The following is a 24,616-nucleotide window of genomic DNA, read 5'->3' as shown; positions in this document are numbered from 1 at the left end:
GCCCTAGCGGGCGCTGAGTGTCGGGATTCGGGGGGCAGCGTCTCCCAGCGGGCGCTGAGTGTCGAACGTCAGGCGGACTCGACCGCGCCGCGATCCGCCGGAGTGCGCACGAACAGCATCAGCACCAGCCCGAGCAGCACCACCGAGATGACGCCCAGCGTCCCCCAGATGGTCGCCCCGAAGATCGTGATCGCCAGCGCCCACATCGCGGGCGCGAGGAACGAGGCCGCTCGGCCGGAGGTCGCGTACAAGCCGAACATCTCCGCCTCGCGCCCGGCCGGCGACAACCGCGCCAGCAGCGAACGAGAAGCAGCCTGAGCCGGACCGACCATGCCGGACAGCAGCAGGCCACAGATCCAGAACACGATCGGCCCCATTCCGTGCAGGGAGACGATGACCACGCCGGCCGCGACGATCACACCCAGCGCGACGAGGATCACCCGCCGCGGCCCAAGAGAATCGTCGAACCGTCCGGCGATGACGGTCGAGACGCCCGCCACCAGGTTGGCGGCGATGCCGAAGATGATGACCTGCTGGTCCGAGAATCCAAACGCGACGGCCGCGATGATCGCGCCGAAGGTGAAGACGCCGCCCAGGCCGTCGCGATAGACGGCCGAGGCAAGGAGGAACCACAGCGTGGACCGTGCCTCTGACCACAGCCGGCGCAGGTCCCCGATCAGTATCGCGTAGCCCTTGAGGATGCTGACGGTGGGCCGGCGGCGCACCTCGGTCTCGGGGACGTAGCGAAACAGGGGCCACGCGAACGCCAGCGTCCACACGGCACAGCCCACGGCGATGAGTCGATACGCCATGCCGTTGGACGTGTCCATCCCGAACCACGACACCGCATCGAGCACCACCACGATGACGAGGGCCACGATGCCACCCACGTATCCGAGCCCCCACCCGAGCCCGGACACCCGGCCCATGGTGCGCGGCGTCGAGACCTGGACCATCATCGCGTAGTAGTTGACGTTGGCGATCTCGGCCACGATCGACCCGAGTGCGATCAGACCGACTCCCAGCCAGAACGCATCCGGGGTCGCCTCGACGAAGAAGAGTCCGCCCACGCACGCGACCAGCAGCAGCGTCATGACTCCCAGCCACGACTTGCGCTTTCCCGAGGCGTCAGCCCGTTGGCCCAGCACGGGGGCGAGGAGCGCCACGAGCACGCCGGCCGCTGTGATCCCCCATCCCAATCCCGATGCGAGATCGTCGATCGCCGCCGTGTATGCGGGGTCGTCCTCGCCGAGAGCGGCGATCTCGGGATCGATGAAGCTGTCCGACGTCAGGTACAGCGCCGTGAACACGAACGTGATGATGACCGAGTTGAACGGCTGCGTCGCCCAGTCCCACAGCGCCCACGCCCACACCTGTCTGCGAGGAACGCGGTCCGCGTCGGGGAAGCCGGGCGCATCCGCTACAGAGGGCAGCACGTCGTCGTCGCTCATGCGCCAAGTGTGCCCGCCCCCGGTGAACGGCGGGTGTCGGGCGCGCCAGGGTTAGCATCGGAGCATGGATCCCGTCAGCGTGCCCACCCGGTTGGAATGGCGCGACGACGTCCTGCCCGGATTCGAGCAGGCGCCCCTCGGGGGAGCGACCCTGATCCGTCGCCGCGACAATCCCGAGAATTCGCGCGGCATCGCGCTGCATGTGCACGGCTACAACGACCACTTCTTCCAGCCCCACGTGGCCGATGCGTTCGCCGCGGCCGGGTGCGCGTTCTACGCCGTCGACATGCGCCGGGCCGGACGGTCGCTGCGCCCGGGCGAGCGCCCGCACCACATCGCGGATATCGCGGAGCTGGGCGCGGACATCACGGCGGCGGCTCAGGCCGCGACGGCCGATGCGGGGGACCTGCCGGTCGTCGTCCACGCCCATTCGACGGGTGGCTTGGCGGCGGCGGTGTGGGCGGACCGGACGCCGAGCCCGACTCTCGCCGGCCTCATCCTCAACAGCCCCCTGTTCGGACTGCGGCTGCCGCGCTGGAAGCAGATGGCGATCCTCGGGATGCCCGCCCTCAGCCGGCTCCGTGCGGAGCAGGTCGTGGTGCCCGCTCCCTCGCACTACACGCAGTCGCTGATCGCTGGCGGGCGCTGGCCCTTCGACCCGGCGTGGAAGAAGCCGGAGGGGCAGCCGGCCACCGCGGGTTGGCTGGGCGCGACGCTGCGGGCCCGACAGGCGGTGGCCCGAGGACTCGACATCCGGGTGCCGGTGCTGGTCGCGCGCTCCGACTCGTGTGGCCCCGACCGCCCCGACAACCCTCGCCGCGACTCCCAGGATGTGGTGGTGGACACCGCCATGATCGCCGCCTACGGTCCAGGGCTGGGCAGCGACGTCGAGGAGCTGGTGGTCGAGGGCGGGATCCACGACCTGTCGCTCTCTGCGGACGGACCGCGGGAGGTCTATCTCGACGCGGTCGCCGCCTTCGTGGATAGAGTGCTGAAATGAGCACCCGACACCCGTACTTCGACAATGGCGGCCGGCCCATCGCACTCGCGCATCGCGGCTTCTCGCTCGAGGGGCTCGAGAACTCGATGAAGGCCTTTCAGGCCGCGATCGATCTGGGCTTCCGGTACCTCGAGACCGACGCTCACGGCACTCGCGACGGCGTCGCGGTGGCGCTGCACGACGGCACGCTCGACCGCACCACGGACGCCACCGGCAACGTGGCCGAGCGGGACTGGGAGTCGGTGAAGGCCGCGCGCATCGGCGGAGTGGAGCACGTGCCGCGGCTCGATGACGTGCTGGGCACGTGGCCCGAGGCCCGCATCAACATCGACGTCAAGGGCGAGTCCGCGATCGGCCCGGTCGCCCAGGCGATCGAGCGCACGGGCGCTCACGACCGGGTGTGCGTGGGGTCGTTCGACGCGAACCGTCGCCGCGCGACCCTGAAGCAGCTGTCGCGCCCCGTCGCGACGCCGGCAGCCGAGCGCGAGGCGATCGCGTGGTGGCTCGGCACCTGGATCGGTGCCGACGCTCGCGCCAGCCTGGGCGATGTCGACGCCCTTCAGATCCCTTGGCGCAAGGGGCCGGTGCCGTTCCTTCATCAGCGCCACGTCGACGCCGCGCACGCCGCGGGCCGGCAGGTCCACGTGTGGACGGTGAACCGGCCGGACCACATGGAGCACCTGCTGGACATCGGCGTGGACGGGCTGGTCTCCGACCGGGCCGACCTCCTCAAGGCGGTGCTGGAGAAGCGCGGTCAGTGGGCCTGATCGCCTGCGTGATCAGATGAACAGGGTGCTGCCCGACTCCTGAGACTCGCCCAGGAAGGTCGCGACGCCTCCCAGTTCGACGCCGTCGATGAGGTCGGACTCCGCGATCCCCAGCAGGTCCATCGTCATGGTGCAGCCGATGAGCCTGGCCCCGCCGTCCTGAGCTGCTTGGATGAGCTCGGTCAGCGGTTGGACCTCGTGGCGCTTCATGACCTTCTTGATCATCGCGGTCCCTGCGCCGGCCATGTGCATCTGCGACAGCGTGAGCCGGTCCGCCCCGCGCGGCATCATGGCACCGAACATGCGCTCCATGGCCTTCTTCTCGCGCCGGGGCGGGTCCTCGCGGCGCAGCGCGTTCAGCCCCCAGAAGGTGAAGAACATCGACACCTCCTGTCCCATCGCGATGGCGCCGTTCGCGATGATGAATGCCGCGATCACCTTGTCGAGGTCGCCGGAGAAGACCACCATCGAGGTCTTCTCCGGCCCGGGACCACGCGTGGCGATGGGAGCGACGCCGCCCTTGCGGAAGGTGGCGACGTAGCCGGCGCCCTTGGGCTCGATGTCGACCAGGGTGTGTCCGTTCTTCGACGCCCACGCGGGGCCGTCCAGAGCGAAACCGGGATCGGACACGGTGACGCGGATCTCGTCCCCCGCATCGGCCGCCTTCATGGCGCCGGCGAGGCGCATGATCGGGCCCGGGCACGCCAGCCCGGTGCAGTCGAGGTCCGTGCTCGCGCCGGTCGCCGTGGCGACGGCCGATGCGACGCTCACCTTCTCCGCATAGTTCTCCATGGGCGGTTGGGCCTCGTAGGTGCCCTCGGCGCGGCCGTGCACATGAGTGAAGGTGGTGGACCCTCCGGACAGGGTGGCCACGTCCTCGAAGCCGCTCTGCACCAGGATCCGATGCGCCAGGTAGGAGCGGAACCCGACCGCGCAGTACAGGCGGATGGGCGTGGTGCGGTCCCAGGTGGAGAGCGCGTCGCGGAACGTCGCGAGCGGCACCGACTCGGCCCCCGGGATGTGCCACACGTCGTACTCCTCCGGCGTGCGCACGTCGATGAGCCGCGCGCCCTCGGTGGCGTGCGGGTAGTCCTCGGCGTACCAGAGGGTGAGGTCGCCGCGCAGCACGTTGGATGCGACGAAGCCGGCCATGTTGATGGGGTCCTTGGCGGAGCCGAAGGGAGGCGCGTATGCGAGCTCCTGGTCCTCGAGGTCGTTGACCGTGAGGCCGGCGCGGATCGCCATGGCGAGCAGGTCGAGCCGCTTGTCCACCCCGTCGAATCCGCAGGCCTGAGCCCCCAAGACGCGGCCGTCGTCCGGAGAGAACAGCACCTTGAGGTGCATCATCGCGGTGCCCGGGTAGTACCCGGCGTGGCCCGAGGGGTGCACGTGGACCACGCGGTGGTCGATGCCGGCGGCCTCCAGCTGGCGCCGGGTGGCGCCGGTGCCGCCGGCGACCATCTCGAACACCTTGACGATGCTCGTGCCCTGGGTGGAGACGTACTCGGTGTCACGGCCGCAGATGTTCTCCGCGGCGACACGGGCCTGGCGGTTCGCCGGCCCGGCGAGGGGGTTGAGGTGCGTGCCGGGGAGGACGGGGTGAGGCGTCTCGACGCCGTCGCCCGCGGCCCACACGTGGGGGTCCGATGTGCGCATGTGGGTGTCGACGGCGATGCCACCCTTCGGGCCCAGCTCGATGCCCGCCTCGACGGCGAGTCCCACGGCAGGGCGCACGCCGGCGGCCAGGATCACCAGATCCGCGGCGATGGTGGTGCCCGAGTTCAGCTCGACGGAGACGCGGTCGTCACCATCCGCGTCCGCGAGCGGGCGGAAGGCGGCAGCGGCGGTGGAGAGGTGCAGGCCGACGCCGCGGGCGCGCAGGTGCTGCTCGACCGGGGCGGCGATGTCCGCGTCCACGGGAGGCAGGATCTGGTCCGCCAGCTCGACCACGTCGACGCGCACGCCACGGTGGTGGAGGTTCTCCGCCATCTCGAGGCCGATGTATCCGGCGCCCACCACCACCGCGGTGACCACGCCGCGCCGGCCGGCCTTCTGCTCGGCGAGCGATGCGTCGAGGCGCGCCTTGATGCGGTCCATGTCGCCGATCCGGCGCAGCACCTGGACGCTCGGAAGGTCGATCCCCGTCAAGGGCGGACGCACGGGCTCGGCACCCATGCACAGCGCGAGGGAGTCGTAGCTCTCCGTGTACTCGCGGCCCGTGTCCACCTCGCGCACGGCCACGGTCTTCGCCGCGCGATCGATCGACACCACCTCGGTGGCGACCCGCACGTCGATCGCGAGCGATTCGCGAAGGCTCTGGGGCGTCTGCAGCAGCAGCCGCGAGCGCTCGGTGATGACCTCGCCCACGTGGTACGGCAGCCCGCAGTTGGCGAAGGAGACGTGGTGTCCGCGCTCGAACACGATGATCTCCGCGGACTCGTCGAGGCGCCGCGCCCTGGCGGCGGTGGATGCTCCTGCGGCGACGCCGCCGATGACGACCAGCTTCATGACATACCTCCCGGGGTATTTCCTGTCTCCTGACCGTATGCCTGGACGACCGCGCCCACCTGGGCCGAAGGTCACCCCCGCGGCCCAGACGCACCCGGCCCGCGCATCGGCCGCCGTCCCCTCGCCGGCGCCGCACGGCCGGATCAACTCAGCGCCACCGGCGCGGCCCCTGCTTAGAGCCCCGAGGGCCGGCTCAGTTGATCCGGCCGCTCGGCACGGGCCCGCACCAAACATCCCGCTTCTTTTGACTGTGTCAAGAAAGGCCGGTAGTGTCGCACCCATGTCCACCCCCACCGTGCTCGACGCGACCGCGATGCTGCGCGGCGCCGGGCTGCGCGTGACGAACACGCGGGTCGCGGTGATCGAGACGCTTCAGGACATGCCCCACTCCGGGGTCGATGCCCTGGTGCCCCGCGTGGAGCTGCGCGTGCCGACCACATCGCGTCAGGCCGTGTACAACGCTCTCGGGGACCTCGTGGGCGCGGGCCTCGTGCGGCGCATCGAACCCGCCGGGCACCCCGGGCTGTACGAGCTGCGCGTGGGCGACAACCACCACCACATCGTCTGCCAGCGCTGCGGCGCCGTGGCCGACGTCGAGTGCGTCACGGGCCACGCGCCCTGCCTGACGCCGGGCGACACGGGCGGCTTCGACCTCGCCGAGGCGGAGGTCACCTTCTGGGGCGTCTGCGCCGACTGCACCGCGACATCGACTGCCACCGCCTCGGCCGCCGTGCCTGCGGCCACCCACTGATCTGCACCTGTCCACCGTCAATCAAGGAGAGACACCACGTGACTGAGAAGCACACCACCACCAATGCGGGCGCACCCGTCGCATCCGACGAGCACTCGCTGACCGTCGGCACCGACGGCCCCATCTCGCTGACCGACCACTACCTGGTCGAGAAGCTCGCGCAGTTCAACCGCGAGCGCGTGCCCGAGCGCGTGGTCCACGCCAAGGGCGGCGGCGCCTACGGCACGTTCACCGTCTCCAACCCCGAGATCGCCAAGTACACGCGCGCCGCGCTGTTCCAGCCGGGCGTGGAGACGGAGATGCTCGCGCGCTTCAGCACCGTCGCCGGCGAGCAGGGCTCGCCCGACACGTGGCGCGACCCCCGCGGCTTCGCGCTGAAGTTCTATACGTCCGAGGGCAACTACGACCTCGTGGGCAACAACACCCCGGTGTTCTTCATCCGCGACGGCATCAAGTTCCCCGACTTCATCCGCTCGCAGAAGCGCCTGCCGGGCTCGCACCTGCGCGACAACGACATGCAGTGGGACTTCTGGTCGCTGTCCCCCGAGTCCGCGCACCAGGTGACGTGGCTCATGGGTGACCGTGGCCTGCCGCGCTCGTGGCGCGAGATGAACGGCTACGGCTCGCACACGTACCAGTGGATCAACGCCGAGGGCGAGCGGTTCTGGGTCAAGTACCACTTCCACACCGAGCAGGGCGTCCACCACCTCACGGGCGACGAGGCCGCGCAGCTGGCCGGCTCGGACGCGGACCACCACATTCGCGACCTGTACACGCACATCGAGGACGGCGACTTCCCGCGCTGGAAGCTCAGCGTCCAGATCATGCCGTACGAGGACGCGAAGACGTACCGCTTCAACCCCTTCGACCTCACCAAGGTGTGGCCGCACGGTGACTACCCGCTGATCGAGGTGGGCCACATGGAGCTCAACCGCAACCCCGAGAACTACTTCGGCGAGATCGAGCAGGCGGCATTCGCGCCGTCCAACTTCGTCCCCGGCATCGGCCCGTCGCCGGACAAGATGCTCATCGCGCGCATCTTCTCCTATGCGGACGCGCACCGCTACCGCGTGGGCACCAACCACGCACAGCTGCCGGTGAACGCCCCCAAGAACGTCGACCAGAACGCGCACTCGTACTCGAAGGAGGGCTCGATGCGCTACTCGTTCTCCTCGGCCGACACCCCGGTGTACGCACCCAACTCGCGTGGCGGAGCCCACGCCGATCCGGCCCGCGCGGCCGAGTCCGGCGGCTGGGAGTCCGACGGCGAGATGGTGCGCACCGCTGCGGTGCTGCACGCCGAGGACGACGACTTCGGCCAGGCGGGCACGATGTACCGGGACGTGTTCAACGACGAGGAGAAGGGACGCTTCCTCGAGCAGATCACGGGCCACGTGGGAGCAGTCGTCTCCGACGACATCCGCGAGCGTGCGATCCAGTACTGGACCAACGTCGATGCCGACCTGGGCGCGCAGCTCCGCGCGAACCTCGCGGGCGACGCTCCCGTCGAGTCTGGCGAGCCGGGCACCAAGTGGGCGCCCACCGACGTCTGACCTGATCGCTCCTGTGATCCCACGGCCGGGTCGCACTGCACCTCGATGGTGCGCAGTGCGGCCCGGCTTCGTGGCGACTGGGGCGGTCGGTCGGGACAGGACGGCCGATGCGCGGGGAACCTCCCGTACGGTGCGGAGCGTTCGCCTAGGGTGGCCCACGCATCTCGGTGGACCCGGGCAGGCGACCGCACTCCGGCATTTCGCCGCCCTCAAGTACCCTGTACACCATGCCCGCGCGGCCGCGCGGGCGAGGAGGAGACGCACATGAACGCGGACGACCGCGCGAACCCCGGCAGCGGGCCCACCTTCAGCCCCCGCCCGGATGAGGGTCGAGGCGACGCTGGGCGCACGCCCCAGCGCTCGTCCCTGCGCCCCATCACGAGCGACGTCCCCGTGTCAGGGCAGCAGTCGACTTCTCCCTACGGCGCCACCGGCGCCCCCGTCTCCGGTCAGCAGCCCACGTCCGCGCCGCAGCCGACCTCCGCGCCGCAGCCGACGTCGAGCCGTCACTCCTCGGCCTCCGCGTTCTCGCCCGTCAACCCGGCCGCCTCGCCGTCGACCGGTACGCATGCGACCGGAGCCGGATCGGCCCCGAGCAGCGCGCCCACGAGCGACACCCACCCCGTGAGCAGCCAGCATCCCACCGGCGATTCGCACGCCACCTCGACCGGACGCGGTGCCGGATTCGCGGGCGCGGCTGCGGGGGTCGGCGCGACCGCCTCCGCGGGCTTCGATCGCTTCAAGGGCTTCGCGGCTCGCGCGAAGGAAGACCTCACGTCCAGCGACGACATCCGCGCCTCCGAGCGCCCCGGCGGCCCCCGCAAGGTGCGAGTGCTCGTGTCGCGCGTGGACCCGTGGTCGGCCCTCAAGATCGGCTTCCTGCTGTCGATCGCGATCGGCATCATGATGGTCGTCGCGGTCTACGTCCTGTGGGGAGCGCTCGACAGCATCGGCTTCTTCGCTCTCGCGAACGAGTGGGTGATGCAGCTCTTCACCGAGGACCAGGAGGTCGACCTCCTGCAGTTCTTCGCGCTCAACAAGTGGATGTCCGCCACCGTGCTGATGGCCGTGGTGAATGTGGTGCTGCTGACGGCGCTGTTCACGCTCGGGGCGTTCCTCTACAACACCATCTCCAAGGTCGTGGGCGGCATCTACGTCACCCTCACCGACGACTGATCGACATCCCTCTCCCCTCGCGGGCAAGGCGGCCGATGCGGTGGTTTGGTTGGCCGCGCGCGCGTGGGGTATCGTAGGTCGCCGCGGCGTTCGCCGCATCGGGCCCATAGCTCAGGCGGTTAGAGCGCTTCGCTGATAACGAAGAGGTCGGAGGTTCAAGTCCTCCTGGGCCCACCGAGGTGGTGGCATGAAGAGAATCGTCATCATCGCCGCAGCGGTGGCGGTGGCGGCAGTGGTCTACGGGTCGCTTGCCCGTGACGCGCGGCGCGACATCTGGGATGATGTCCACCACGAGTTCTGATCCTTGACGGTCAGTTCACGGGGCCTTAGCTCAATTGGTAGAGCGCCTGCTTTGCAAGCAGGAGGTCAGGGGTTCGATTCCCCTAGGCTCCACCACTCGACTCCCACGTGATCCCCGAGTGGGGTTCGCCACTCCGCTGGTGGTCGCACCGCCCCGCGTGTGATACTCGACAAACCGGGATGATCCGGACGTCGCCGATGTCTGTGGGTGTATCTCGATCTCAGTCAGGCGCCACCATGGCCAGCACGATCGTTCCCCGCATCTCCTTCCTACTCGTCACCGGCATCGGCCTGATGGTCGCGCTCGTGATCGGAGTCGGTGGCCCCGCCTCGGCGGCCACGGTCCTGGACGGGCCGGTCGACCTCGGCACCGCCGCGACCTACGGCGTCCTCGGGGCCAGCACCGTGACGAACACTGGGCCCACCGTGGTGAACGGCGACCTCGGCCTCTCACCGGGCACCTCGATCACCGGATTCGGTGGAGCACCGGACGGCATGGTCAACGGCACGGTGCACCAGACCGACGCGGAGGCGACACAGGCTCAGAGCGACGCGCTGGTGGGCTACGACACCGCAGCCTCCCTGTCGCCCACCCAGACAGGTGTCGGCGAACTCGCAGGGCTCAGCCTCACGCCGGGCGTGTACACCGGAGGCGAGCTCGCCCTGTCGGGCAACGGCACCCTCACGCTAGCGGGGAGCGCGGACTCCGTCTGGGTGTTCCAGGCGGCTTCCACGCTCACGGTCGGCTCGGCGAGCCAGATCGTGATCACCGGCGGCGCGAGCGCGTGCAACGTGTTCTGGCAGGTGGGGAGCTCGGCCACGATCGGCACCGCTGCGGACTTCAGCGGCACCGTCCTGGCCGACCAGTCCGTCACGGCGACCACCGGCGCCACCATCGAGGGCCGGCTGATCGCCCTCAATGGAGCGGTGACCCTCGACACCAACACCATCACCGCGCCGACGGGCTGCGCCCCGGCCGCCGCCCCGTACGAGACGGTGGCGCCCACCATCACCTCCGGCGAGCCGACCGACGCGGTCGTCGGCGAGGACTACGAGTTCACGGTCACGGCCGACGGCACCCCTTCGCCGACCTTCACCGCCACCGGTGACCTTCCGGACGGTCTGACTCTCGATGGAGAGACCGGCGTGATCGCGGGCACTCCCACGAGTGCCGGCGAGAGCACGTTCACCGTCACCGTCTCGAACGGCACGACGCCGGACGCCTCGGCGACCTACAGCATCTCGGTCGGCGAGCCGACGCCTGCGCCGGAAGCCTCTGGGCCCGCGGTGCCGGTCACCGCGGACTCCTCGGTGACCGAGTCGGACGCTCGTGTGGTGGCCGGTGAGGAGCTGGCGGAGACCGGCGTCGACAGTGCCGCTCTCACGACCGTGGCCGCGGTTCTCCTGCTCGGCGGTGCGGCAGTGCTCATGGCACAGCGACGTCGCGCGGCCTAGGCGTTCAGGCGCTCAGGCGGCGGCCCTCGCGAGCCGGGCTTCACGCATCGGACGCGTGGCGGTAGAACCGCGCCAATTGAGCCATGCCGTCGTCGATGCTGACATGCGGCTGCCACGCGAGGGCCTCGTGGGTCGCGCGCTGGTCGAACCAGTGCGCGGTGGAGAGCTGTTCGGCCAGGAACCGCGTCATCGGGGGTTCGTCCTGGCCCGGCCGCCACGCCCACAGACGCTCGACGACGCCACCCGCGCCTCGGGCCAGCCCGCCAGGAACTCGCCACGACGGCGCCGGCACCCCTGCCGCGCGGCACATGCCGGCCAGGAGTTCGGCCACCGGGCGGGGCTCCCCGTTCGTGACGACCAGCGCACGCCCGTGCGCCACTGGCGCGCGCACGATCGCGGCGAGCATCGCATCGGCCGCATTGTCCACGTAGGTGGAGTCGATGAGGGCGGCGCCGTGGTCGAGCAGCGGCAGCCGGCGGCGGCGAGCCCTGTCCACGATCCGCGCCACGAGTTGAGTGTCGCCCGGGCCCCACACGAGGTGGGGCCGGATGGCGACGACCGCCATGGTCGGCGAGTCGTAGCCGAGGGCGAGCAGTTCGGCGGTCGCCTTGGTGCGCGCGTACTCGCCGCGAGCGCGTCGCGGATCTGCGGTCCCGGCATCCGCTCCCACGAGCGCGCTTCCCACGTGAGCGACAGAGGGCGATGACACGTGGACGAACCGCGGCACGCCGGCGTCCCGCGCGGCATCGAGCAGCGTCCGCGTGCCCTCGACGTTAACGCGTGCAAACTCGGCGGGATCGCCCGCCAGCGACACCTTCGCGGCGAGGTGGACGATGGCATCCTGACCATCGACGACACCGCGCACCAGGTCGCGGTCCGTCACGCTCCCGGCGATGTCGCTCACCCCGGGCACCTCGCTGGGCCGTCGCTGCAGGGTCGTCACCTCGTGACCCTCGCGCGCGATGCGAGCGGCGGTCGCCCGGCCCAGGAATCCGCTCGCCCCCGTGACGAGCACCTTCATCGCGGAGCCGCCGCGCGATCGCCCGCGAGCAGGCGCTCTGCCCATGCGGCCACTGCCGCGCGATCGATCTTGGAGTTGTGCCGCACATCCGTCGGCAGCTCCTTCACCACCAGCACGGCGGCAAGGGCAGTGCCGCACGCCTTTCGCACCTGCTCGGTGACCTCCGCGGGAGCCAAGCCCGCGCGCCGCGCGCCCGGCCGCGTCTCCACGACGGCGACGGCCTGCTGGACGCCGTCGGGGCCCACCCCGACCACCGCGGCGCGGCGTACCACTGCGGCCCGCTCGGCCTCCTGCTCGGGTCCCACTGGCGCGAGCGGGCCGTTGTGCGTGAGGAGCACGTGCGCGAGCCGTCCCTCGATCCACAACCGGCCCTCGTCATCGAGATGGCCCACGTCGCCGGTGCGGTGCCAGCGGCCGCCCCCCGGCGTGTCACGGGTGGCGGCCCGGTCGGTGAGCCACAGCCGGTTGTAGCTGTCCTTGAGGTGCGGCGCGCTCACGAGCACCTCGCCGAGCACGCCGGATTCAGCGGCTGGTGCGCCCGTGGCCGCGCCATCCGAATCGAGAGCGCTGATCAGGACCTCTGCGGCGTGAACGGGACGCCCCACGCACACGCCGGCGTCGTCACGGTGGGCGACGGCGTGAATCTCAGGCAGCGTGATGTCCGTGACGAGCAGGCACTCGGTCATTCCATACGGGGTATGGGCCGTGGCGCCCGGCATGAGCGCGGTCATGGACTCGAGCAGCCGAGCGCTCACGGGCGCGCCGGTCGACAGCAGTTTCGTCACACCGCTCAAGGCGTGGCGGTCGCTCGCAGTGAGCTCGCCCGCGGTGCGGTCGACGTTCAGTATCGCGGCGGGCGAGAGAAAGACGGTGCTGGCGCCCGATGCGGTCACGGCATCCGCGATGGCGCGGGCGGTGAGGGTGCGGGGCGCGGAGACGTCCATGGCGGGCGTGGCCGAGCGGGTGCCGAGCGCGGGCCCCAGCAGGGCGAAGGGCGCGAAGCCGGTCACGAGGCCGGTCTCGGGTGTGAGGTCGAGCTCGGCGGCGAGGACGTCTCGCACGGCGGCGAGCTGCGCGTGGCTGTAACGCACCCCCTTCGCGGGCCCCGTGGATCCGGAGGTGAACAGCACCGCCGCATCGGCGTCCGGCCCGGGGTGCGGGGGCAGGGCGGCACCTTCCGCAAGCACGCGGGCACCGTCGCTCATGAGGTCGGTCAGCGAGGTCGACACCCCAAGCGCGGCCCTCGCTGGCGCGGCCAGCGGCCGAGTGGAGATTCTGCGACCTGGCCATCCCAGCGCCCGTGCGGCCGTCAGGCCGCGGCGCTCGCCGATGACCAGATCGGACTGCGCTCCCCGCACCGCCCGTGACAGCCCGGACACCCCCAAGCCCGCATCGGCCACCACGACCACCGCCCCGATGCGCAGGCACGCGTAGACGCTTGCGGTGAGGTCGGGGCCAGGAGGGATCAGCAGGCTGACGCGGTCGCCTGCCTGCACGCCGGAGGACATCAGACCTGCCGCGAGGCGTTCGACGTTGCGGGCCAGCAGTCGCCAGCTGACCCGCAGCGGCGGCCTCTGCGACATGTCGACGATGGCCACCTCTGGGTCGTCTGCGCGGTCCTCGAGGGCGGCTCCGAGGTGCCGGAACGTCGTGCCCGCCTCGCGGGGAGCGTCGTCGCCTGCAGGAACCCGCGCATCGCGGTCCTCGCCTGAGGGCAGCCAGTCGAGCAGCGCAGGGGCCCACGGGGCGTCCTCGGCGACCAGGTGGCTGGCGCCCTCGAAGCGGTGCACGTGTGCGTGCGGCAGCCGGTCCACGAGGTCATCCAGGTAGCGGTCGCTGAAGATGGGGTCCCGCGGTCCCCACAGGGCGAGCGCGGGAGCCCGCACGCCCCGCAGCCCGTCGGCGATCGATGCGAGGGCGGGGGTGCTCGGATGGTCGTCGCGCGCGGGAATGTCGGCGACGAAGCCAGCGATGCCACGCCTGCGCGATGCGGTCGGGTAGGGCGCCCGGTAGGCGGCGCGCACCTCGGGCGTGAGTGCCGGGCGAGCAAGTGCGAGCGTGGCGTCGAGGAACGCGGTGGTCGCGCGAGTGGCGGCGGGGAGCACGCCCGTGGCGCCCGCAAGGCGCAGCGGTGCAGGAACGCGCCCTCCCACCGGATGGACTGCGGTGTTGAGCAGCGCGATCGCGGCGAGCCGGTCCACGTGCTCCACCGCCCACCCGAGGCTGATCACACCGCCCCAGTCATGGCCGAGAGAGACGATTCTGCCGTCGGGAACGAGAGTGTCCACGAGAGCGCCCAGGTCGGCGACCCGTTGCGACAGGTCCCTGGCCACAGAGGTGCGTTCAGAGAAGCCCATCTCCAACTGGTCCACGGCGACGATGCGCCAGGCCGGGCCGCCCGCGTCGGCTTGGGAGAGGCTTGCCGACACGAGGCTGCGCCACAGGTAGGACCACGTGGGATTGCCATGGACGGCGAGCACGGTGCCCGCGATCTCGTGGCCACGCTGCTCCAGCACGGGTCCGGAGTCGAGCACATGCCATGAACGGCATCCCGTCGAATCGCCGGAGTCCTGGCCTGCCGCGGGCACGCGGACGACGTGGCTCCACGCGGGGTCGAGGCCCGGCAGGGTGCCGCGAAGGTGGGCGGGGATGCCGGCGTCCGTCACCAGACGAGCTCCATCAACGCGGTGTTCAGTCCGGACCCGACTCCCATCAGCACGACCCGGTCGCCCCGGCGCAGCGTGTCCTGCTCGCCGGCCAAGGTGATGGGGAGCGATGCCGGGCCCACGTTCCCCAGCCTCGGATACGTGATGGGGACCTTGGCGGGGTCCAGGTCGATGGCCCGGGTGATCGCGTCGGTGTGCGTGCGTGACACCTGGTGTGTGACGAATCGGTCGGCCTGCGACCAGTGCCATTCGGGTTCGGCCTCGTGCCACGCGGAGACGACCAAGTCGAGACCGCCCTTGAGGAGACCCGTCGCGTCCGTGAACATGCCGTCGGTGCTCCCCACGCACAGCTCGTGGTACTGGGTGGCGGCGCGCGTGACGCCGCCGAGCAGACGGTGGCCATCGGAGTGGTCATCGGTGCTGCCCATCACCGTCGCTGCGGCACCAGAACCAAGCGTGAGGGTGGCGAACTCCTGCATGAGCTCGTCGCGGTCCGGCGTGCCCGACTGGAGGCGGGCGATGGTGGCCGCGTGGACATCGGCGGCGTTCTCGCCCGCGACCACGAGGGCGTGTCGGATCTGACCGGTCTCGATCATGCTGCTCGCCAAGCTCATGCCGTTGACGAATCCCAGGCATGCGTTGGTGACGTCGAAATTCAGGGCCGTGGAGGGGAGCCCCAGCCCATGGTGAAGACGCGTCGCCACTGCGGGCTCGAGATGCGGCCGCGACACGGACGTGTTGATGATCAGGTCGATGTCGCTTGGACCGACCCCGGCCTGCGCCATGGCGCGGTTGGCGGCGTCGATGGTGCCGGTGAACATGTCCTCGTCCTGCGACCACGTGCGACGCTCTGCTATGCCCGCCACACGCTCCAGCAGGTTGCGGGGCAGCCGCAGGCGGTCCAGGACGTCCGCCAGTTGCTCTTCAAGCTGCTCCGACGTCGTGACCGCGCTCGGTAGGCCAGAGGCGACCGAGAGCATGGTCGCCTTGGTGAATCGGGCGGCGGCGTTTCCGTGCACGTGCGTCCTATCTACAGAGGAAGATGACGACTCCTGTCGTGAATAGCACGATAGGGCCGAGTTCATCAGGGTAATGGCTTAAAATGAGGCGATTGCCTACCCACGAGGGCTAATAGGCCAACGCACGAGTGCGTGCACCTGTGCCTCCGGCAGGCTCGCGTGTGTCCACTGCAACGATGCCAGGCATCGGCGCTTTTGCGCGAGTGAAGTCGGCTTCACGGGAAAATACCTGCCAGACGCGGCTATTCGATGCTGGTCACGGAGCCCGCAATACGACAGTATGAACTGTGGCCTGCAGTCCGGCGGGCCACAACAAAGCGGGCGATGGCCGAGCATCGAAGCACCCGGATCCGCCGGGGGCGACGATGCCGGCTGGCGGGACCGACCGTCGGCATCGTCCCCTCACCAAGGGAGAGATACATGAACAAGTGGAGCGTTCTCCAGAACAGCAAGGTCGTGCGCGTCACGGCCTCCGCCAGCACCCTCGTGGCCGTCGCCGCGATCGTCGGCGCTGGGTGGAAGTGGGTCTAAACCCCTCCGGGGGCGAGGGCCGCGACCGGAGTCCTCTCCGGGCGCGGTCCTCGCTCCTTCCCATTTACCTGGTCGTGGTGTGCGGCCTGGGCACCGTCGGCATCGCCGCCGTTCTCGTTGGCGCGCCTTGGGATGCAGCGATCGATGGAATCCACGTGTGGCCTACCGTGTTCCTGGCCTTTGCGGCGATCGCGGGCGAGGTCAAGCCGATCCGCCTCGTGCTGGGGGATTCGGAGACCCGGAGGCTCTCGACCTCCCTGCCCTTCGTGCTGGCGCTCATTCCCTTTGCGGGTGTCGGGGTGGCCGTCATCGTCCAGGCCATTGCGAGTGTCGCAGACGACGCGTTGAACCATCGTGAATTCAAGAAGTCGTTCTTCAACACGTCGCAGTATGCGATCAGTGTGATCGCAGCCGGAGCCGTTTATAGCTGGCTGGCCGAGGTGCCGTTCTTCAACGGCCCGATGATGATCGATCCGTTCCATGTGGGCATCCTGCTTGTCGCAGGAGTAGCCATGGTGGCGGTGAACTGGCTTCTCGTGGCCACGGTGGTTTCGCTCGCCTCTGGGCAACCGCTCCGGGTCGTACTGCGCACGGACGCGCGCGACTCGTTCTTCACTCACCTGGTGCTGCTCAGCGTTGGCGGCATCGCGGCCGATGTCGCGTCCGACGGAGTGGGCGTGCTCGCGCTCCTGGCCGCCCCAGTGATCGCTGCTCACCTGTTCTCCTCGGCGGCCGCGCGCCACGCCCATGAAGCCGCTCATGACTCACTCACCGGCCTGGGCAACCGCGGCCAGCTAGACCAGGAGTTGACGCGGACCCTTCGCAACGGTCAGCACACGCCGGGTCACGGTCCGGGGCTCGTGCTTCTGGACCTCGACCACTTCAAGGACTTCAACGACACGCTTGGCCACCCCGTGGGCGACATGATTCTGCGCCAGGTGGCCCAGAGGCTCCTCGGCGCCATGCCCGAGCACGGCTCGGTGCACCGGCTCGGCGGCGACGAGTTCGCGGTCGTCGTCCCCGGCGGTCTCGAGGAGTCGCGGCAGGTCGCTCGCGACCTTCTCGCCGCGCTGGACGCGCCCATCCAGATCGAGAGCCTGGAGCTGCTGGTGCGGGCGAGCGCGGGCCTGGCGGTGGCGCCCATGCACGGACATGACGGCGAGACGCTGATGAAGAACTCCGACATCGCGCTCTACCACGCCAAGCTCGAACGAGACCGCATCAGCACCTACTCTCCCGAGTACGACGTCAACACCCTCGAACGCCTGCAGCTCCTGGCCGACCTGCGAGCCGCGCTGGACACCCAGCAGCTGAGCGTCGTGTATCAGCCCCAGGTCGACCTCAACACCCGCCGGACCGTCGCGGTCGAGGCGCTGGTCCGGTGGGACCACCCCACGCGCGGCTCGGTCGCCCCCGATGACTTCATCCCGCTCGCCGAGAACTCGGGGCTGATCTTCCCCGTCACCTCGTTCGTGCTCGAGCGCGCGCTCGCACAATTGGCGCTGTGGCGTGCAGAGGGACACCACGTCCGCGTGGCGGTCAACCTCTCCGCCCGGCATCTGTCCGACGTAGGGCTGGCGCAGCAGATCTACGAGGCGCTTGCGCGCCATAAGGTTCCGGCCTCGGCCCTCGTGCTCGAAGTCACTGAGACCGGCATCCTGTCGGACACGGTGCGGGCGGACATGGTGATCAGGGCGGTCCGGGGCATAGGGGTGGAGATCGCCATCGACGACTACGGCACCGGCAACGCCTCGCTGAGCTACCTCAAGCGCCTCCAGATCGACGAGCTGAAGGTCGACCGGTCCTTCGTGAGCAACATCGGCTCCGATCACCACGACCTGATCATCGTGAGATCCACCATCGCCCTCGCCCTCGCTCTGGACCTGCGCGTGGTCGCCGAGGGCATCGAGGACGATGCGACGGCGCAGGCGCTCGCTCAGCTCGGCCGCGTGATCGGTCAGGGCTATCACCTGGGCCTGCCCGCGACGGTAGAGGAGATCAGCACACGTCTCGAGAGCGAGCGCAAGTCCGCGTCGACCGGCCGTCAAGGGGGGCGCTGACCGTGCTGCTCCTCGCCGTGTGCGCCCTCATCGTGCTGTCTCCGCTGCTCGTCGGGCGCTGGCCCGCGGGCCTGTTGATGCATCCGTGGCGCTGGCCAATCCTGGTCTGGGCATCGCTGTTGCTGCAGGTGGTGATCATGCAGGTCGCGGCCCTGCATGGAATAGCGCCGGTGCTGCACATCCTCACGTACGTCGCGGCCGGCACGTTCCTGTGGCTGAACCGCGCCATGCCCGGCGCCCTCATCGTGGGGGTGGGCGCCCTGTCGAACGGCGTCACCATCGCACTGAACGGCGGTGTGCTGCCGGCGAGGGCCGGAGCGGTGTCCGCCGCGGGGCTCGACACCGGCGACGAGTTCGCCAACTCCGCCGTGGTGGCCGACCCCGTGCTGCCATGGCTCGGCGACGTCTTCGCGTGGCCCGAGCCGCTGCCGCTCGCCAACACTTTCAGCGTGGGAGACGTGGTCATCGTGGTCGGCGTGAGCGTCGCGGCGTGGGTGGGCACGCGCCGCATAGGCGCCCCTGCCCCGGAGGCGAAGGATCGCCAACAAGCCTGACGGTCCGTCCACGGGCACAGGGTTCCCACTGCGCGGGATGAAGCCGGTGCCGCCGTCTGCGCGCGGGGCCGGCAGGGGCCCTGCGCGAGCAGCCGCTACCGCTGGCGCAGCGTGAGCGCAGCCACGAGGGTGCCGCCTAAGAGCACGAGACCGCCCGCGCTCGCCAGCAATCCGTTGAACGACGGGCGGCTCTCGAGACGGCGTGGGCACGGACTCGGTCGACTCGATCGGTGGGCTCAGGTCGGTGAATGCGCCCCGGATTGTTCCGTCGACAGTCAGGCAAAAGCCGCTATCGATACGACTAAAGATGTCGAGGAATGGGCGGTCCCGGAGGACTTTCGTATGCCCTGCCCGCGCCGCATCGGGACCAAGGTCACGATTCGCGCACAATCGGTGCGGGTCAGAGACAGGGGTTGCCAATGACGCACTTCACACATAAGTTGTACGAGGCGCGTCAAAAGTCTTTCGTTGACCGCCCATGTGTGCTGGCAAAGATGGCATCGCTGCCGTCGTGCTGGCCCCCCAAAACACGAAGGAGCAAAGATGCCCCCAATCGCCAACCCGCTCACGCGGGGGCGGACGAATCCGTCCATGAAGCCCAAGTTGATCGGCGCCGGCGCTCTCGTCGGCGCTCTCTTGGCCTCTGCGGGATTGGTTCCCGCAAGCGCCGCCACAGAATCCGAGCCCGGCGCGACCATGCGCACGTACCACATGCCCCCCGGCATGACCGAGCTGTGCACGCTGAAGTCTGGGCAGACGCCGAACGTCGATCGCCTCATCACCGAGATCGACCTCGAAACGGAAGAGGACTTTGGTGGCGTCGACGACTTCGTCACTCACGTCACCGCCACCCTGACGGTGCCCGAGGATGGCGATTACGACTTCCGACTCACCAGTGATGACGGCTCCGCGATGCACATCAACGGAAACCAGGTCATCGACAACGACGGACTCCACGGCACCGAGAGTGTGGAGGGCACCGCGTCTCTCACCGCCGGTGACCACGACCTCTTCGTCGAGTTCTTCGAGCAGGGTGGCGGGCAGCGACTGCTGCTTGAGTGGAACCCCCCGGGTGCGACGGGGTACGAGATCGTCCCGACGAGCGTGCTCAGCACCCCGGCTGGCGTGGTGCGTGTCACCGCCCCCGGGCTCAAGTACTGCGAGGGCGCCACGGACACCGCAGGCGATGGCCTGCGACTGGACACGGTCAACCCCAACTATGACCTGATCGACCTGCGCCCGGAGGGCTTCGAGCCCAAGGTTTCCGGAATGGCCTTCGACGGCAACGGCGAGCTGGTCATCAGCACCACCGGTTCGGTGAACGCCGGCGGTTGGGTGTCGAACCCTGAGCCTGGCATGGTCTTCATGGTTGAAGGCGCGACGACGGCCACCGGTCCCGAGGACGTGACGGTGATCCCGCTCGCGACCGGCCTCCTCAACCCGATGGGCGTCGACGTCATCGGCGACTCGATCTTCGTCTCCGAGCGCCACCAGCTCACCGAGCTGACCGACCCCGACGGTGACGGCTTCTACGAGGAGCACACCACCCTCGCTACGTGGCCCGACGGCGGCAACTTCCACGAGTTCGCGTTCGGCCTCATCCACGACGAGAACAACTTCTACGTCAACCTGTCCGTGGCGATCGACAACGGTGGAGCGACCACCGACCCACAGCCCGCACAGGACCGCGGCACGACGCTCGCGATCGACCGCGTCACGGGAGACGTCTCCTACATCGCGGGTGGACTGCGGACGCCCAACGGCATCGCATTCGGCCCCGAGGGTGAGCTCTTCGCGATGGACAACCAGGGCGGATGGCTGCCGAGCTCGAAGCTCGTGCACGTCGAGCAGGACCGGTTCTTCAACCACTACATGAACCCCCCCGGACCGTTCGACTCGAACCCGGTGACCCCGCCGGCGCTGTGGCTGCCGCAGAACGAGATCGGCAACTCGCCGAGCACGCCGATCCTGGTGGATCAGGGCGAGTTCGCGGGACAGATGCTGTTCGGTGACGTCACCTATGGCGGCCTCCAGCGCACGTTCCTCGAGAAGGTCGACGGCGAGTACCAGGGTGCGGCCTTCCGCCACACGGCAGGCCTCGAGGTCGGCGTCAACCGCGTGATCGACGGGCCCGACGGCTCGCTGTACATCGGCGGCACCGGCGAGGGCGGCAACTGGGGCGAGTCCGGCAAGCTCAACTACGGCCTCCAGAAGCTCGCACCTGTGAGCGAGGACACCTTCGACATGAAGGAGATGCGCGTCGTCGAGGGCGGGTTCGAGATCGAGTACACCGAGCCGATCTCTGCCGAGACGGCCGCGAACATTGCTGAGTCCTACTCGATCAAGCAGTGGAGCTACACGCCCACGTCCAACTACGGCGGACCCAAGATCGGCGAAGAGACGCTGTTCGTCACCGACGCCACCGTGTCCGCCGACGGCACCACCGTCGACCTCGACATCGAGGGCCTCGAGCCGGGTCACGTCGTGCACCTGCGTTCCCCGCGGCCGTTCGAATCCGAGACCGCCAAGGACCTGTGGAGCACCGAGGCGTGGTACACGCTGAACTCGCTTCCTGGTTACGTCGCGCCGCCGGACAACGGCTGGTACGAGGCCGAGGAGGGCGCGCTGCAGTTCGGCGCGTACGTCGATACCGAGCACAACGGCTTCTCCGGAGTCGGCTACATGGGCGGGACGGTGAACGAGGGCGCCTCGACCACGGTCACGGTCAACGTCGACGAGGCGGGCACCCACCCGGTGAACGTCCGTTACGCCAATGGTCCCCACCCGTTCGAAGGTGACAAGACCTGGAGCCTGTTCGTCAATGGCGAGGACCGTGGAGACTGGGTGTTCCCCAGCACCGGGGAGTGGAACCAGTGGGCCACTGTCACCCGTGATGTTGAACTGGATGCGGGAACGAACACTATCCAGCTCAAGTTCGACACGGGCGACGACGGCAGCGTCAACTTCGACGCGTTCTCGATCGGTGAGAGCCAGGACATCTGCACGCCCGCCGACGTCGAGGAGGGTTACACCAGCCTGTTCGACGGAACGCTGGCGAGCTTCGAGAACTGGGTCATGGCCGGAGCGGGCGCATTCGCCCGCCAGGATGACTGCTCGCTGGTCACCAACGGCGGCATGGGGCTGCTGTGGTACCCCGAGCAGTTCAGGGACTACAGCCTCAAGCTGGACTGGAAGCTCGTCGCCGACCATAACGGCGGCGTCTTCGTTGGCTTCCCCGACCCGGGCACCGACCCGTGGGTGGCAGTCGACGAGGGCTACGAGATCCAGATCGACGCCACGGACCAGGAGGACCGCACCACCGGTGCGATCTACACCTTCCAGGGCGCGGACAACGCGGCCGTTGAAGAGGCGCTGAACCCCGTGGGCCAGTGGAACGGCTACGAGATCGTCGTCGAAGGGGAGACCATCAAGATCTACCTCAACGGCACGCTCGTGAACGACTTCACCAGCACGGACGCAGCGCGCGATCTGCGGCAGGGCTTCATCGGCATCCAGAATCACGGAGCCGGAGAGTCGGTCTTCTACCGGAACATCCGGATCCAGGAGATCGAGGAGTCCGTGGTGGACTCGATCGACGTGACGCAGCTGCCGTCCAGGACCGACTACGTAGTCGGCGAGGACGTGCTTCTCGATGGTCTAGAGGTCACGGCGACGTGGAACGACAGCGGCACCTCGGTGCTGGCCAGCGATGAGTTCACGGTTTCCGGGTTCGATTCGTCGACTGCCGGTGACCAGACGCTCACGGTGACCCTGAACTCGGATGAGTCGATTACAACGATGTTCGACGTGACGGTCTATCCGGAGAACCGCTGGTTCGAGCTGGAGGAGGGCGTGCTGGAGTCCGGCGCTGAACTCCAAAACGAGCACAGTGGCTACTCGGGAACCGGCTACGTGGGCGGCACCTTCAACCAGGGCGCGTCCACCACGATCACGGCCAACGTTGACGAGGCGGGCACCTATCTGGTGAACGTCCGCTACGCGAACGGGCCCAACCCGTTCGATGGCGACAAGACCGTGAGCCTGTTCGTCAACGACGAGGACCGCGGGGACTTGGTGTTCCCGAGGACCGGTGCTTGGAACCAGTGGGCGACCATGACGAGTGCCATGGAGCTCGACGCGGGCGCCAACACCATCGAGCTGAGCTTTGAGTCGGACGATGACGGCAACGTCAACTTCGACGTGCTGTCGCTCGGTGCGGGGCCGGTCTCGGTCGAGTCGATCGACGTGACGCAGTTGCCGTCCAGGACCGACTACGTGGTCGGTGAGGACGTCCTTCTCGACGGTCTGGGGGTCACGGCGACGTGGACCGGCTCTGAGACGTCGGTGCTGAGCAGCGATCAGTTCACGGTTTCCGGCTTCGATTCGTCGACCGCCGGTGACCAGACCCTCACGGTGACCCTGAGCTCGGATGAGTCGGTGACGACGACGTTCGATGTGACGGTCTATCCGGAGAATCGCTGGTTCGAGCTGGAGGAGGGCGTGCTGGAGTCCGGCGCTGAACTCCAAGACAATCACAGCGGCTACTCGGGAACCGGGTTCGTGGGCGGCATCCAGGACGAGGGTGCGTCTGCCACGATCACGGTCAATGTCGACGAGGCGGGCACCTACCCGGTGAACGTCCGCTACGCCAACGGGCCCAACCCGTTCGATGGCGACAAGTCCATGAGCCTGTTCGTCAACGACGAGGACCGCGGGGACTTGGTGTTCCCGAGGACCGGTGCCTGGAACCAGTGGGCGACCGTCACCCGTGACATCGACCTCAACACCGGTGCCAACACCATCAAGCTGAGCTTCGAGTCGGGCGATGACGGCAACGTCAACCTCGACGTGCTGTCGGTCGGCGAGAGGCAGCCCTCGGTGGCGTCGATTGCGGTGACGCAGTTGCCGACGAAGACCGAGTACATGGTCGGTGACGCTCAGGACCTGGATGGTCTGGAGGTCACGGCGACGTGGACCGACAGTGCCGCGTCGGTGCTGACCGCGGATGAGTTCACGGTGACTGGTTTCGATTCGTCGGCTGCCGGTGACGTGACTCTGACGGTGACCTATGACGCGGACACGTCGATCACGACGTCGTTCGACGTGACGGTTTCCGAGGTGCCGGCCGAGGTCGAGTCGATTGCGGTGACGCAGTTGCCGACGAAGACCGAGTACATGGTCGGTGACGCTCAGGACCTGGATGGTCTGGAGGTCACGGCGACGTGGACCGACAGTGCCGCGTCGGTGCTGACCGCGGATGAGTTCACGGTGACTGGTTTCGATTCGTCGGCTGCCGGTGATGTGACTCTGACGGTGACCTATGACGCGGACACGTCGATCACGACGTCGTTCGAGGTCACGGTCTCCCAGGCTCCGCAGGAGTCCGAGTTCATGGACGTTGATGGTTCCTTGGAGCACTTCGAGTCGATCATGTGGCTCGCGGACCAGGGCATCACCAGCGGTTGGACCACCGAGAGCGGCACGGAGTTCCGTCCGTTCAACTCGATCACGCGTGATGCGATGGCGGCGTTCCTGTACCGCTACGCCGGTTCGCCGGACGTCACGCTCCCCGCGCAGTCTCCGTTCGTGGACATCACGCCCACGAACACGGAGTTCTACGAGGAGATCGTGTGGCTGGCTCAGGAGGGCATCTCCACTGGGTGGACGGTGAACGGCGAGCAGCAGTTCCGTCCGTTCGAGCCGATCACTCGTGACGCGATTGCGGCGTTCCTGTACCGCTTCGCGGGAGAGCCCGAGTGGACCGACCCGGTCGAGTCTCCGTTCTCTGACATCACGTCGGAGAA

At 68.8% G+C, this 24,616-nt stretch carries 14 protein-coding genes and 2 tRNA genes; 11 read left to right on the top strand and 5 right to left on the bottom strand.

What is annotated here, in order from left to right:
- Positions 1-68 precede the first annotated feature (68 nt).
- Positions 69-1,451, bottom strand: coding sequence for an MFS transporter (locus tag ACNI14_RS10005; RefSeq protein ID WP_420519879.1), 1,383 nt, complete (start codon positions 1,449-1,451; stop codon positions 69-71).
- A 64-nt stretch (positions 1,452-1,515) separates the two neighbouring features.
- Here ACNI14_RS10005 and ACNI14_RS10000 point away from each other — a divergent pair, with 64 nt between their 5' ends.
- The gene (locus ACNI14_RS10000; RefSeq protein WP_420519877.1) at positions 1,516-2,451 is read left to right on the top strand and encodes an alpha/beta hydrolase; all 936 of its coding nucleotides are present in this window, start codon (positions 1,516-1,518) and stop codon (positions 2,449-2,451) included.
- The gene (locus tag ACNI14_RS09995) at positions 2,448-3,218 is read left to right on the top strand and encodes a glycerophosphodiester phosphodiesterase family protein (RefSeq protein WP_420519876.1); all 771 of its coding nucleotides are present in this window, start codon (positions 2,448-2,450) and stop codon (positions 3,216-3,218) included. The genes ACNI14_RS10000 and ACNI14_RS09995 overlap by 4 nt, the downstream gene beginning before the upstream one ends.
- 12 nt (positions 3,219-3,230) lie before the next feature.
- Here ACNI14_RS09995 and ACNI14_RS09990 read toward each other — a convergent pair whose 3' ends face one another.
- Positions 3,231-5,726, bottom strand: coding sequence for an FAD-dependent oxidoreductase (locus tag ACNI14_RS09990; protein WP_420519875.1), 2,496 nt, complete (start codon positions 5,724-5,726; stop codon positions 3,231-3,233).
- A 280-nt stretch (positions 5,727-6,006) separates the two neighbouring features.
- On the opposite strand from ACNI14_RS09990, the gene ACNI14_RS09985 reads away from it, so the two are divergent.
- The 6 genes from ACNI14_RS09985 (at position 6,007) to ACNI14_RS09960 (ending at position 10,961) form a co-directional block, all read left to right on the top strand.
- A complete protein-coding gene (locus tag ACNI14_RS09985; protein ID WP_420519873.1) occupies positions 6,007-6,477 on the top strand; it encodes a Fur family transcriptional regulator in 471 nt (156 codons plus the stop codon).
- Positions 6,478-6,515: 38 nt separating this feature from the next.
- Complete coding sequence (locus ACNI14_RS09980; protein ID WP_420519872.1) at positions 6,516-8,030, top strand: catalase; 1,515 nt, start codon at positions 6,516-6,518, stop codon at positions 8,028-8,030.
- Between the two features lie 264 nt (positions 8,031-8,294).
- Complete coding sequence (locus ACNI14_RS09975; protein ID WP_420519871.1) at positions 8,295-9,206, top strand: DUF3566 domain-containing protein; 912 nt, start codon at positions 8,295-8,297, stop codon at positions 9,204-9,206.
- A 100-nt stretch (positions 9,207-9,306) separates the two neighbouring features.
- Positions 9,307-9,380 (top strand) — tRNA-Ile (locus ACNI14_RS09970).
- Positions 9,381-9,526: 146 nt separating this feature from the next.
- Positions 9,527-9,602, top strand: a tRNA-Ala gene (locus tag ACNI14_RS09965).
- A 141-nt stretch (positions 9,603-9,743) separates the two neighbouring features.
- Complete coding sequence (locus ACNI14_RS09960) at positions 9,744-10,961, top strand: ice-binding family protein (protein WP_420519870.1); 1,218 nt, start codon at positions 9,744-9,746, stop codon at positions 10,959-10,961.
- A gap of 40 nt (positions 10,962-11,001) precedes the next feature.
- Here ACNI14_RS09960 and ACNI14_RS09955 read toward each other — a convergent pair whose 3' ends face one another.
- The 3 genes from ACNI14_RS09955 to ACNI14_RS09945 are packed head-to-tail and all read right to left on the bottom strand — an operon-like array spanning position 11,002 to position 15,667.
- On the bottom strand, positions 11,002-11,982 hold the full coding sequence (locus ACNI14_RS09955) for an NAD-dependent epimerase/dehydratase family protein (protein ID WP_420519869.1): 981 nt from the start codon (positions 11,980-11,982) through the stop codon (positions 11,002-11,004).
- Complete coding sequence (locus tag ACNI14_RS09950; RefSeq protein WP_420519868.1) at positions 11,979-14,648, bottom strand: alpha/beta fold hydrolase; 2,670 nt, start codon at positions 14,646-14,648, stop codon at positions 11,979-11,981. The genes ACNI14_RS09955 and ACNI14_RS09950 overlap by 4 nt, the downstream gene beginning before the upstream one ends.
- On the bottom strand, positions 14,645-15,667 hold the full coding sequence (locus ACNI14_RS09945) for a 3-oxoacyl-ACP synthase III (RefSeq protein ID WP_420519867.1): 1,023 nt from the start codon (positions 15,665-15,667) through the stop codon (positions 14,645-14,647). Before ACNI14_RS09945 ends, ACNI14_RS09950 begins: the two co-directional genes overlap by 4 nt.
- A gap of 686 nt (positions 15,668-16,353) precedes the next feature.
- On the opposite strand from ACNI14_RS09945, the gene ACNI14_RS09940 reads away from it, so the two are divergent.
- From ACNI14_RS09940 to ACNI14_RS09930, 3 genes are all read left to right on the top strand, one after another.
- Positions 16,354-18,258 carry a putative bifunctional diguanylate cyclase/phosphodiesterase gene (locus tag ACNI14_RS09940; RefSeq protein ID WP_420519866.1) on the top strand — a complete coding sequence of 635 codons (1,905 nt, stop codon included), beginning with the start codon at positions 16,354-16,356 and terminating at the stop codon, positions 18,256-18,258.
- 2 nt (positions 18,259-18,260) lie between these two features.
- Complete coding sequence (locus tag ACNI14_RS09935; protein ID WP_420519865.1) at positions 18,261-18,812, top strand: DUF5317 family protein; 552 nt, start codon at positions 18,261-18,263, stop codon at positions 18,810-18,812.
- A gap of 591 nt (positions 18,813-19,403) precedes the next feature.
- Positions 19,404-24,616 (top strand): bacterial Ig-like domain-containing protein (locus ACNI14_RS09930; protein ID WP_420519864.1); only part of this gene is annotated, 5,213 nt, incomplete at its 3' end.

This window comes from Demequina pilifera (assembly GCF_048814985.1).
GTDB lineage: Bacteria > Actinomycetota > Actinomycetes > Actinomycetales > Demequinaceae > Demequina.
The sequence above is the reverse complement of the archived record's forward strand: the minus strand, read 5'-3'. Positions and strand labels throughout refer to the sequence as shown.